The sequence below is a fragment of the Aeromonas sp. 603757 genome (genome assembly GCF_049171255.1).
GTDB classification, from domain to species: Bacteria; Pseudomonadota; Gammaproteobacteria; order Enterobacterales; family Aeromonadaceae; genus Aeromonas; species Aeromonas veronii_A.
Genome location: NZ_JAAKOE010000002.1, coordinates 240,563 through 252,915, shown reverse-complemented (window position 1 = coordinate 252,915; position 12,353 = coordinate 240,563). Strand labels below are relative to the sequence as shown.

General features: G+C 60.2%; 7 protein-coding genes. 2 read left to right on the top strand and 5 right to left on the bottom strand.

Features of this window, described 5'->3' with window-relative positions:
• Nucleotides 1-53: 53 nt before the first annotated feature.
• Nucleotides 54-929, bottom strand: a complete 876-nt coding sequence (locus G5332_RS02925) for a flagellar protein MotY (protein ID WP_005350788.1) — start codon at nucleotides 927-929, stop codon at nucleotides 54-56.
• A gap of 68 nt (nucleotides 930-997) precedes the next feature.
• Complete coding sequence (locus tag G5332_RS02920) at nucleotides 998-2,971, bottom strand: methyl-accepting chemotaxis protein (protein ID WP_216953276.1); 1,974 nt, start codon at nucleotides 2,969-2,971, stop codon at nucleotides 998-1,000.
• 292 nt (nucleotides 2,972-3,263) lie between these two features.
• Between G5332_RS02920 and G5332_RS02915 the strand changes: the two genes are divergently transcribed.
• Entirely contained in the window at nucleotides 3,264-4,181 is a 918-nt protein-coding gene (locus tag G5332_RS02915; protein ID WP_227343024.1) for an autotransporter domain-containing protein, read from the top strand.
• A gap of 106 nt (nucleotides 4,182-4,287) precedes the next feature.
• Here G5332_RS02915 and katG read toward each other — a convergent pair whose 3' ends face one another.
• Nucleotides 4,288-6,474 (bottom strand): catalase/peroxidase HPI, encoded by a 2,187-nt coding sequence (gene katG / locus G5332_RS02910; RefSeq protein ID WP_227342382.1) that lies wholly within the window; start codon nucleotides 6,472-6,474, stop codon nucleotides 4,288-4,290.
• A 257-nt stretch (nucleotides 6,475-6,731) separates the two neighbouring features.
• Between katG and G5332_RS02905 the strand changes: the two genes are divergently transcribed.
• Complete coding sequence (locus G5332_RS02905) at nucleotides 6,732-7,604, top strand: nuclease-related domain-containing protein (RefSeq protein ID WP_227342380.1); 873 nt, start codon at nucleotides 6,732-6,734, stop codon at nucleotides 7,602-7,604.
• Between the two features lie 65 nt (nucleotides 7,605-7,669).
• On the opposite strand, the gene G5332_RS02900 is transcribed toward G5332_RS02905, so the two are convergent.
• The gene (locus G5332_RS02900; RefSeq protein ID WP_040067843.1) at nucleotides 7,670-8,821 is read right to left on the bottom strand and encodes a DUF1615 domain-containing protein; all 1,152 of its coding nucleotides are present in this window, start codon (nucleotides 8,819-8,821) and stop codon (nucleotides 7,670-7,672) included.
• A 301-nt stretch (nucleotides 8,822-9,122) separates the two neighbouring features.
• Nucleotides 9,123-12,347 carry a carbamoyl-phosphate synthase large subunit gene (carB, locus tag G5332_RS02895; RefSeq protein WP_421259199.1) on the bottom strand — a complete coding sequence of 1,075 codons (3,225 nt, stop codon included), beginning with the start codon at nucleotides 12,345-12,347 and terminating at the stop codon, nucleotides 9,123-9,125.
• Nucleotides 12,348-12,353: the final 6 nt, after the last annotated feature.

The following is a 12,353-nucleotide window of genomic DNA, read 5'->3' as shown; positions in this document are numbered from 1 at the left end:
CAAAAAAGAGCGCAGATGCGCTCTTTTTTATGCTTCTCTGACCGGGGACGGCGCTAGATCTCGCCATTGCGCCCCATGCTGATCACCACCCGCCGGTTCTTGGCACGACCCTGCTCCGTTTCGTTGGAGGCGACGTGCTGCTTCTCTCCATGCCCCTCCACCGAGATCTTGCCGGGATCGATCCCCAGATCGACAAACACCTTCTTGATGGCATCGGCCCGCTTCTCGGAGAGTTTCAGGTTCGGCCAGCGGCCGCCATAGCTGTCGCTGTAAGCATCGATCACCACCACGTCGATGCCCTTGTCCGCCTTGATAAACTCGCTGATCATCGCCAGCCGCCGCTTGGAGGGGATGGAGAGCTGATCGCTGTTCTTGTCGTAGGTGAGCACGCTAAAGGCGATGTCGTTGAAGCTGTAGGGCAAGAGCCCGCTCAGACAGTCGATAAAGGCCTGATATTTAACCCGAAAGTTGACTGACGAGAGGGACACTCGCACCGCGCGGTTCTGGCGATACCAGTCCCGATACTGGAAGGTCGGCATCCGCCCCCCCTCCAGCTCATCGAGCATGGTCCAGGCGGTTTGCCCTTCCACCAACCCATCGAACTGCTGATAGAAGCGCAGTTGACTCACTTCTCGTCCGGCGATGCCCGGGCGCCATACCGGCGGCATGATGCCAAGGCTCACAGTCTGGGTCTGGGCCTGTGGCCGCTTGCCCTTGAGCTCGAAGTCGAGGTTGATCTTGCGCCCGGCGCGGCTGACAAAAGCCCCCGTTCCCCAGTTGGGAATAGGATGCTCGAGGCGACACTCAATCTGGGTATCGGAGGTCAAACGCCAGACGGATTGATCCAGACCGGCACCAAATTCGGTGACCCCAGCCTGTAACTGCATACTCACGGATATGCTGACCAACCCCAACACCCAAGCGTTCAATTGCTTGTCCTCCACACGATCTCACAAGGGGTATCGGCCAGGGAGGGACAAGCTTTAGCGCAAATGGATCAGTGGGGAGAGGCTCTCTCCAGCAACTTGAAGCTGGCAATTCGTCCAGCCAGCTCCCGTGCCAACTGATCCAGTTCGACACTATTCTGCTGCAGGGTGACCGAGTGCTGGCGATGGGCCTCGTACACTTCGCGGATGGTCATTACGTTGTGCTGGATATCGTCCGTTACGTAGCGCTGCTGCTCGGTTGCGGTAGCCACCTGTGCCGTCATGTCACTCACCTTGCGCACCTCATTGACGATGTCGGTCAGCTCGTGACCCGCCCGCTGCGCTTCACTGACACTGAGGCCCGCCTGCTCGCTGCCCGACTGCATGGCCACCACCGCCTGAAGGGCTCCAGCCCGCAAACGGGAGAGCATCTGTTCGATATCATCTGCCGCCTGCTGGGTACGGGCAGCCAGTGAACGAACCTCATCGGCGACCACGGCAAAGCCGCGCCCCGACTCACCGGCACGGGCTGCCTCAATGGCGGCATTGAGGGCCAACAGATTGGTGCGATCGGAGATCTGCTTGATGAGGTTGAGTGCCTCGACGGCGGACTCGGTATCCTGATGCAGGTTGTTGACCAACAGCCGGGTCTCGTCGAGGGTGCCGGCCACCTGCTCGATGGCGGCGATAGTCTGATCCACCTCCTTGTCCCCCTGCCGGGCACGGCCAATGGCCTGCTGGGTCGCCAGTGAGGTCTGGGTCGCATTGCGAGCAATTTCGGCCACCGTCGAAGCCATTTCCGTTGCGGCGGTGGCAACCAGTTCAACCTGACCGACACCACGCACCACACCTTCATTCACTTCGGCAATCACCTCGCTGGAGTTGCTGGCACTACGGGTCAATATCTCACAGGAGCGGCGCACCTCCAGCAACAAGCCTTCCAGATGCTGCAGAAAGTGGTTGAGATCCCGCGCCAATGCCCCAAGCTCGTCACCCGATTGCCAGTTGACCCTCACCGTCAGATCATTGTCATTGACGAGCCGTGAAAAGGTGCGATGCAGAGCGACGAAGCCCAGATGCACATCCCGCAGCACCTTCCAACTGATGAGGGTAGTCAACAGCAGGCAGCACAGCACCGCCATAGCCCCCCACCAGAAGTTGCGCTGACTCTCTCCCTGCATCTGCTCAACCCGTTCGAACAACTGCTGGAAGAGCTGATCTTCGCCCTGTTTGAGCTGGTCGATCTTCTCGGTGCTCACGGCAAACCAGCGCTCCGGATCGACGCCAAAGCTCCCCTCGGTCATCTTGCCGAGGGCGAGCTGCTCATATTTCGCGACCTCTGCCATCACCGGACTCTTCTCAATTTGCTCAAGCAGGCGTCGCTGCGGCTCGCTTGCCACGGCGCGAAAACGCTCCAGATAGCTCTGCTGGGCAGCGAGCAGGGACATAAATTGCTGCAAGGTAGCCGGGGTGAAACTCCCTTTGGCAAAGACATTGCTGAGGGTCGCCCGCTCCATCCCCATACGCTCCTTGTTTTGCAAAAATGCGGCGTAGGCATTGGTCTGCAAGGCAATAGCGGCATCCTGGCTACGCAGACTAATCTCATCCACGACCTTGAGCAGAGAAGCAATCAACTGGCTATAAAAGGCGACCTGACGCGGGGCCTCTATGGCCAGTTTGTCCACCTGATTGCGGATCCCCATCAACTCGCGCAAAGCCAGATCCACCTGCTCGTGGGCAACCCCCCTCTCCAACCCCTGAAAGCGATGAATGGCTTCATCAACCTGTTGCCGCTGACGTGGCAGGGCATCTGCAAATTTGCGCCCTTCAGAGCCGATAAACCCCGCCGACATGCCACGCTCCTTTTGCAGCTCGTGCACCAACTGGGCGCTGCGTTCGACCACAGCCAGCTGCTGCAGGGCTTGCGTCATCTCATGGGTCACCCGATATCTGTCGTATGCGTAGTGGCTGGCGAAAAACAGCAGCGCCAATAACGGCAGGCAAATTGCCAGCAACATCTTGCCGGCCAATCCGAGTCTGTTCATCCCGCACTCCTGTCATTTTTATCAACGCGTTGATTATATCCGGCCTGCTCGCTTATGCCGCTGACGACATCTGCCATTGGCCAGAACCATGAGCTGCATCAACCATTTTCTGTAGATGGCCACGCAGCCCCCCCATAGCCCAGCCCAATGGTCAGGTCGAGACAGCCAGAGAGAAACTCGCTACAGTAGATCAGGGCGACAGGAGGTCGCTTGTTTGGGGAATCCAGCCATGAAACACCCGCTCTGCCCGCTTTACCGTCTGGGTTGCGCCCTCTTCGCGGCGACCCTGCCCATGGCGTCACTCGCGGCCAGTAACAACCTTGACGATCAGGAGGAGGACTGGGCGCAAAAACGGGCCAATGCGGTGATCTCGCTGATGACTTTCAGCGTGGTGCCGGACATCACCGCCAGCAACCTGGACATCGGCAGCAGCACTGGCCAATCTTCTGCGCTCAACATGGGGCAACTGGGAGGCGGCGCAACCCTGAGCGAAGCCGTGCCCATCTATCTGGAGGGGGCGCTGGGCTACAGCCGCTACGACCCCCAGTTTGTGATAAGCAATGGTACCGAGAGTCGCACCATACCGACCAAGTGGAATAGCCTGACCGCTTCGGGCGGGATCGGCTGGGATGTCACCCTTCACAAAGATCCGCGTGGCGGCCACTGGGTGCTGCGCCCCATAGCCAACGTCTCGCTCGGTACCATGGCCAGCGACCTGCGGATCGGCAACTGGCTGCTTGATCGTACCAAGGGCTACTCGCTGGACTTTCTCGATGGGGGTCAGCTCAATATGTACGGGCTGGGTGGCTCGCTGATGCTCGATTACGAACTCTTTTCACCGGCCCAGGACATAGATGCCGAACTGCGCTACTCCTATCAGCACCTGCAGAGCTTTGGCGGCACCTCGACCAGCGTCCGTGGTCACGCCGAGGCGGAGAACCTCGGCCTCTATCTGCGCCGCCGCGCCCCGCTGTTCCACTGGACCCTGCTCGACAGACCGGTGCGCTATGTACTGGAGGGGGCCCATACCGCATATCTGGGGGAACAACGGGGGTTGCTTGGCTTTGACTCCCTCAACTCCATCGGCGCCGGTCTGGAGCTGGATAGCAGCAAGTACGACATCATTGTCACCCGTACCCGGCTGGTTGCCCGCTACATGTTCAGCCACAACACCAGCGGTTATTCCATTGGGCTGGCCATGAGCTTCTAACCCGGGCTGCCAGAGGGGCATCCTCCGAGTCGCACCATGCAGCTATCACCGCCACCATAAAAAACGCCAGCCTTGCGGCTGGCGTTCTCATTGGGGTTGAAGCGACTTATTTCAGATCGAAACGGTCATTGTTCATCACCTTGACCCAGGCCTTGACGAAGTCTCGGACGAACTTCTCCTTGCCATCTTGCTGGGCATAGACCTCGGCGTAGGCACGCAGCACCGAGTTGGAGCCAAACACCAGATCAACCCGGGTAGCAGTCCACTTCACCGCACCGCTCTGGCGATCCACGATCTGGTAACTGTTGCGGCCAGTCGGCTGCCAGCTATAGGCCATGTCGGTCAGGTTGACGAAGAAGTCGTTGCTGAGCAGACCGACCCGGTCGGTAAAGACGCCGTGGGCCGACCCGCCATGGTTGGTGCCAAGCACCCGCATACCGCCGACCAGCACAGTCATCTCGCGGGCGGTAAGCCCCAGCAACTGGGCACGGTCGAGCAGCATCTCCTCCGGCTGCACCTTGTAGTGCCCCTTCTGCCAGTTGCGGAAACCATCGTGAACCGGCTCGAGGAAGGCGAACGACTCGGCATCGGTCTGTTCGGCGCTGGCATCGCCGCGGCCCGGCGCAAAGGGAACGACGATATCGACGCCAGCCAGTTTGGCCGCCTGCTCCACCGCTGCGCTGCCACCCAGCACAATCAGGTCGGCGATGCTGACCGGCTTGCTCAGGGAGGCCTGCAGGGCGATCAGGGCGTTGAGCACCTTCTCGAGGCGAGCGGGCTCGTTGCCTTCCCACTCTTTCATCGGCGCGAGACGGATGCGAGCACCGTTGGCACCACCGCGATAATCGGAGCCGCGGAAGGTGCGGGCACTGTCCCATGCGGTGGCGATCAAATCGGCTGGCGCCACGCCGCAGGCCAGCAGTTTGGCCTTGATCTCACTCACCTCTTTGTCAGAGAGCTGGTAATCCACCGCCGGAACCGGATCCTGCCACACCATGACTTCGCTCGGCACTTCCGGCCCCAGATAGCGGCTGCGCGGCCCCATGTCGCGGTGGGTAAGCTTGAACCAGGCGCGGGCAAAGGCGTCGGAGAAGAGCGCCTGATCCGCGGCAAAGCGCTCGGAGATCTCCCGGTATACGGGGTCAAAGCGCAGCGCCATGTCCGCATCGGTCATGATGGGGTTGCAGCGGATGGAGGGGTCTTCCACGTCCACCGGACGATCTTCCTCCTTGATGGCGACGGGCTCCCACTGCCAGGCACCGGCCGGGCTCTTCTTGATCCACCAGTCGTGGCCCAGCAGCATCTTGAAGTAGCCGTTGTCCCAGCGGGTCGGGTTGCTGGTCCAGGCCCCTTCAAGGCCGCTGGTCACCGTATCACGACCGATGCCGCGGCTCTCGTGGTTGATCCAGCCCAGCCCCTGCTCGTGCACATCGGCCCCTTCGGGAGCGGGCCCCAGTTTGGCAGCGCTGCCGTTGCCGTGGGCCTTGCCGACGGTGTGGCCACCGGCGGTGAGGGCGACGGTCTCTTCGTCATTCATCCCCATGCGGGCAAAGGTAACGCGCATGTCGTGGGCGGTTTTCAGGGGATCCGGGTTGCCATCCACCCCTTCCGGGTTGACGTAAATCAGCCCCATCATCACCGCCGCCAGCGGGTTCTCCAGATCCCGTTCGCCGCTGTAACGGCTCCCTTCGCTACCGCTCGGTGCCAGCCACTCCTTCTCGGAACCCCAGTAGACATCTTTTTCCGGATGCCAGATATCCTCGCGGCCACCGGCAAAGCCGAAGGTCTTGAGCCCCATGGACTCATAGGCGACGTTGCCCGCCAGGATCATCAGGTCAGCCCAGGAGATCTTGTTGCCGTACTTCTGCTTGATCGGCCACAGCAGACGGCGTGCCTTGTCGAGGTTGCCGTTGTCAGGCCAACTGTTGAGGGGGGCGAAGCGCTGGTTGCCAGTGTTGGCACCGCCGCGCCCGTCGGTAGCGCGATAGCTGCCGGCGGAGTGCCAGGCCATGCGGATCATCAGGCCGCCATAGTGACCCCAGTCTGCCGGCCACCAGGGCTGGCTGTCGGTCATCAGGGCATGCAGATCTGCCTTGAGGGCATCGTAATCGAGGCTGTTGAAGGCATCGGCATAATCGAAAGTCTCATCCATCGGATTGGTCTTGCTGTCATGCTGGTGCAGGATGTCGAGGTTGAGGGCATTGGGCCACCAGACTTGATGCTCCTGGCTGGCAGAGGTATTGGCACCGTGGGCAAAGGGGCACTGACCGGCCCCGCTAGCGTGTTTGTCCATCTATCAGATCCTCATTGTGGTCATAATGACGGCGAAACCCTTCGCTTCGCAGTAGAGACTAGCCTACCCCCCACCAGTCACTTAAAAAACCGAATAAAAAAGTTCAATTCAATCTGGTTTTGCGATTGAACTATCTCGTCACCGGGTAACAAACAGAACAATGCAGGCGCTGGCTGAGTAGTAGTGGCATAGATCACACACGCTTGTTGAACCCACTGTTAACATGTTGCCATTGCACATCAGACGACAGCGTTGAAATGGACTTCACACCTGTTATTGCGGTTCTGCTGGACCAGCTCTGGTATCTGCTGCCCCTTCTGCTGATTGCCACCCTGATCAAAACGCCCAGGTTTAAGGGGATGGTTGGGGAGGCATTTATCAACTTGGGCATCCGGCTGTTTCTCGACCAGCGGGAGTACCATCTGCTCAAGAACGTGACCCTACCGACCCCGCAGGGTACTACCCAGATCGATCATGTGATCGTCTCGCGCTTCGGGCTGTTTGTGATCGAGACCAAGAACATCAAGGGGTGGATATTTGGCAATCCGGCCCATAAGAGCTGGACCCAGCAGCTCTATCGCCGCAGACATACCTTTCAAAATCCCCTGCGCCAAAACTATCTGCACCTGATGACGCTCAAATCCTTGCTGGGTCTTGCTGATCATCAGCTCCATTCGATTATTTACTTTATTGGCGACTGCACCTTTAAAACCCCCATGCCGGATAACGTGATGAACCGCGGGCTTATTCGCTATATCAAGAGTAAAACCACTCAGGTGCTGACCCCTGCCGAAGTCACCAGAGTGATCGACACCATCCAGCGGGGACGACTGGCCGCCAATTGGCAGACCCATAAACAGCATGTCGCGCAGTTGAAAGCCCGTCACAGCGAGGTTCCCCGCCCGCCTTTATCCGTAGCTGCAATGCCTGTGGTCAATCAGGTGGTGAACGCCGCGCCAACCATCACCGAATCGCTCACCCAAGCAAATCCACTATGCCCCAGATGCGGCAACCCGATGGTATTGCGTACCGCCAAACGGGGGGATAACCGAGGCAATCGGTTTTGGGGATGCAGTGGATACCCCAAATGCAGATTCATTGTAAATCTCACAGGGAACAGCAAGGCATGAACTGCCACACAAGGGGAAACTCACTCTGACATCAAGGGCGGCCAATTGGCCGCCCTTGATGCTTCTTACCGAATCGTCGCCATCTGCCGCACGCAACGTTGTTCTCTGTCATCCACCCGCTTGGCAAACCAGGCGGTGGTGAGGTTGCGGGTAATTTTCGGGCTCTTTAGCTGAATGCCGGGCAGGATGGCGCGGGGCAGTCGCTTGCCCGCTTGCTTGTCGGCCAGGGTAAAGATGCGATGGTAGAGATCGGTCTCGGCAAATTCGGCGGTATCCCCTTTGCGAAGGCTCTGGTGGATCGCTTGTTTGCTCATATTGACCCGGTTGGCGAGGGTGTAGACGGCAAGCTCGGTATTGCCCGGCAGATCCGAGTCATAGCGGATCAGATCCCCGTCCAGCGCCAGAGTTTTGCCACTCAAACGGCTGACGGCGGCCTGAAAGGCGGCATTGCGACTGGCATACCAGCCGGCGTTGAAGTCGGCAAAGCGGTAGAGGGTATCCGGGTAGTCAACGGGATAACCGAAGATATGTTTGGTGCCAAACCAGATGCCGCCGCGACGGGTAAAGACTTCGTGGCGGATGGAATCCTTGATTGGATAGGGGTAGCCACGGGCGTTGGCCTCGGCAAAGGCGATGCTCACCTGCATCGGGCCACCGGTATGCACCGGGTTGAGGTTGCCAAACAGCGTCTTGCCCATCGGCAGCATGCTGATCATATCTTCGAAGATTTCACTCATCTCCCGCTCGGTACGCAACTTGTCGATCCGCTCGGCGTAGCTCTTGCCGGTGGGCGAGTTGATGGATAGCGCGGCCCGCACCATAAATTCGGGGATCAGCAGCTTGGCTGCCCGTGAGTTGATCTCTTTCCAGGCGATCTTGCCAAGGCCCGGCACCACGGGGTCCGCCTGATAAGTGGCTTCCTGCTCCGCCACCGCCAGCACGCTACAGACATTGTGATCATTGACCGTCACCCCCTGGGTGGTGAGCGCCGTCACCACGTCGTTGGCCCACCCCTGTTTGTCAGGCACCTGACGGGGCAAGAAGCGCACGATGCGGCTCTTCATATCCGCCGGTTTGCGCGGCTGCATGGCAGGCGGCGTTTTGGGGTTGCTCACGCTCGCCTCTTTGGCAGGCGCGGAGGCGGGATCACTGGCACAACCGGCCAGCAACAAGGCAGAGCAGAAGGCAAGAAGACGACAGGAAGGCAAAGCGGTCATAAGCATGTCCATTTTTTGTTGGCCCGACAGGCAGCGCCGCTGGCACTGCACTGACAAGCAAAGTGGGGCCATTGTAGAGGATTGCCTGCCGCAGTTGAAACCCGCGCTCGCAGCATCCCCTCCCCTTGCCAGCTTTTGCCACCCCACGCGCCATCAGTTGTCTGCGATGCGGAACTCATGACCTTCCTCAATGGCTCACCCGCCCCGAGCCGAACGGTGAGCGACAGATAAAAAGAAACCCCCGCCATCGCTGGCGGGGGTTGGTCGTCTGGCAAGTCGGGCTGATGCCCGCTGCAAACTCTTAGCGGTTTTTCACCTTCTGGTGCAGCTCCTGCACCGAGTTGACGTTGGCGGTGGCATCCACGCTGATGGCCATGCAGGTGGCAAACGCCTCGTTCATGGTGGTGGTATACGCCACCTTGTTCTGCAAGGCGGCGCGACGCAGCTGCTTGGAGTCCTGGATCGCCACCCGCCCTTCGGCGGTGTTGACGATGTAGGTGTACTCGCCATTCTTGATGCGATCCAGAATGTGCGGGCGACCTTCGTGCACCTTGTTGACCAGACGCGGGTTGATGCTCGCCTCACCCAGCGCGACGGCGGTGCCGTGAGTGGCATCCAGCTCGTAGCCCAGCTCCAGCAGCTTGGCAGCCAAGTCGACCACCTGCGCCTTGTCGCTGTGACGCACTGACAAGAGGGCACGACCCTCTTTCGGTACGGCGTGGTTGGCACCCAGCTGCGCCTTGGCATAGGCCTCGGCAAAGCTGCTGCCCACACCCATTACCTCACCGGTAGAGCGCATCTCTGGCCCCAGCAGCGGGTCAACCCCCGGGAACTTGGCGAACGGCAGTACCACCTCTTTCACCGAGTAGTAGGGCGGGATGATCTCTTTGGTGAAGCCCTGTTCTTGCAGCGACTGACCAGCCATCACACGAGCGGCAATCTTGGCCAGCGGGGCGCCGGTCGCCTTGGAGACAAACGGCACGGTACGGGCGGCACGCGGGTTCACCTCGATGAGGTAGATGTCATCGCCCTTGACCGCGAACTGCACGTTCATCAGGCCGATAACGCCGAGCTCCAGCGCTAGCTTGCGCACCTGCTCGCGGATCTCGTCCTGAATCTTCTTGGACAAGGTATAGGGAGGCAGGGAGCAACCGGAGTCACCGGAGTGGATACCGGCCTGCTCGATGTGCTCCATGATGCCGCCGATGACTACATCGGTGCCGTCGCAGATGGCATCCACGTCCAGCTCGGTGGCATCGTCCAGGAAGCGGTCCAGCAGTACCGGCGATTCGTTGGAGACGCTCACCGCCTCGGCGAAGTAGCGACGCAGATCCTGCTCGTCATAGACGATTTCCATGGCGCGGCCACCCAGCACGTAGGAGGGGCGAACCACCAGCGGGTAGGTGATACGCTCAGCCAGCAGCACGGCCTGCTCCAGCGCGGTGACGGTGCCGTTTTCCGGCTGCTTGAGGCCGAGGCGCTCGACAGCAGACTGGAAGCGCTCGCGGTCTTCGGCGCGGTCGATGGCATCCGGGCTGGTACCGATGATCGGTACGCCGTTGGCTTCCAGTGCACGGGCCAGTTTCAGCGGGGTCTGGCCACCGTACTGGACAATCACGCCCTTGGGTTTTTCGATGCGCACGATTTCCAGCACATCTTCCAGAGTCACCGGCTCGAAGTAGAGACGATCCGAGGTGTCGTAATCGGTGGAGACGGTCTCCGGGTTGCAGTTGACCATGATGGTCTCGTAACCGTCTTCGCGCAGGGCCAGCGCCGCGTGCACGCAGCAGTAGTCGAACTCGATACCCTGACCGATACGGTTCGGGCCGCCGCCGATGATCATGATCTTGTCGCGGTTGCTCGGGGCCGCTTCGCACTCCTCGTCATAGCTGGAGTACATGTAGGCGGTGTTGGTGGCGAACTCGGCGGCGCAGGTATCGACCCGCTTGTAGACCGGGAAGATGTTGTGGCGGGCACGCAGTTTGCGCACTTCCCCTTCGGCCACACCGAGGATCTTTGCCAGACGGGCATCGGCAAAGCCTTTGCGCTTGAGGGCGCGCAGGAAGTCGGCATCGAGACCCGCCATGCCGCGCTCTTTCACCTCTTCTTCCAGCTTCACCAGGTCTTCAATCTGTACCAGGAACCAGGGGTCAATCTTGGTCAGCTTGAAGATGCCATCCATGGAGAGACCGGCGCGGAACGCATCGGCGATATAGAAGATACGGTCGCTACCGGCGTCCTGCAGCTCGTGACGGATGCGGGTCAGGGAGTCCGGGGCATTGAGGTCAACCATGGGGTCGAAGCCGGTTTTGCCGGTTTCGAGGCTGCGCAGCGCCTTGTGCAGGGACTCCTGGAAGTTGCGGCCGATGGCCATCACTTCACCGACCGACTTCATCTGGGTCGTCAGACGGTCGTTGGCACCGGCGAATTTTTCGAAGTTGAAGCGCGGCACCTTGGTGATCACGTAGTCGATGGCCGGCTCGAAGGAGGCCGGAGTACGACCGCCGGTGATGTCGTTCATCAGCTCGTCGAGGGTGTAACCGATGGCGAGCTTGGCGGCGATCTTGGCGATGGGGAAACCGGTCGCCTTGGAAGCCAGCGCAGAAGAGCGCGACACCCGCGGGTTCATCTCGATGATGACCATGCGACCATCTTTCGGGTTGATACCGAACTGGACGTTGGAGCCGCCGGTCTCGACGCCGATCTCGCGCAGTACCGCCATGGAGGCGTTACGCATCAGCTGGTACTCCTTGTCGGTCAGCGTCTGGGCTGGCGCGACCGTGATGGAGTCACCGGTGTGGATACCCATGGGGTCGAAGTTTTCGATGGCGCAGACGATGATGCAGTTGTCGTTGCGATCCCGCACCACCTCCATCTCGTACTCTTTCCAGCCGATCAGCGACTCATCGATGAGCAGCTCTTTGGTCGGCGACAAGTCCAGACCGCGCTCGCAGATCTCGACGAACTCTTCGGTGTTGTAGGCGATGCCGCCACCCGAGCCACCCATGGTAAAGGAGGGGCGGATGATGCAGGGGAAGCCGACCATCTGCTGCACGCCCCACGCCTCTTCCATATTGTGGGCGATGCCGGCACGCGGGCACTCCAGACCAATGCTGCGCATCGCCTTGTCAAAACGGGAGCGGTCTTCGGCCTTGTCGATGGCGTCGGCGGTGGCACCGATCATCTCGACACCGAACTCGGCCAGCACGCCATGCTTCTCCAGTGCCAGTGCGCAGTTAAGCGCAGTCTGGCCGCCCATGGTGGGCAGGATGGCGTCCGGGCGCTCTTTCTTGATGATTTCGCGCACCACTTCCCAGGTGATGGGCTCGATGTAGGTGGCGTCCGCCATCTCCGGGTCGGTCATGATGGTGGCCGGGTTGGAGTTGACCAGAATGACGCGGTAGCCCTCCTCGCGCAGGGCTTTGCACGCCTGGGCGCCGGAGTAGTCAAATTCGCAGGCTTGGCCGATGACGATGGGGCCGGCGCCGAGGATCAGGATGCTCTGAAGGTCATTACGTTTTGGCATGAAACT

What these genes read in the sequence shown, in the direction of transcription:
- G5332_RS02920 (WP_216953276.1), bottom strand. Translation starts at nt 2,971, where the DNA reads ATGAACAGACTCGGATTGGCCGGCAAGATGTTGCTGGCAATTTGCCTG.
- G5332_RS02915 (WP_227343024.1), top strand. Translation starts at nt 3,264, where the DNA reads ATGGCGTCACTCGCGGCCAGTAACAACCTTGACGATCAGGAGGAGGAC.
- katG (WP_227342382.1), bottom strand. Translation starts at nt 6,474, where the DNA reads ATGGACAAACACGCTAGCGGGGCCGGTCAGTGCCCCTTTGCCCACGGT.
- G5332_RS02905 (WP_227342380.1), top strand. Translation starts at nt 6,732, where the DNA reads ATGGACTTCACACCTGTTATTGCGGTTCTGCTGGACCAGCTCTGGTAT.
- G5332_RS02900 (WP_040067843.1), bottom strand. Translation starts at nt 8,821, where the DNA reads ATGACCGCTTTGCCTTCCTGTCGTCTTCTTGCCTTCTGCTCTGCCTTG.
- carB (WP_421259199.1), bottom strand. Translation starts at nt 12,347, where the DNA reads ATGCCAAAACGTAATGACCTTCAGAGCATCCTGATCCTCGGCGCCGGC.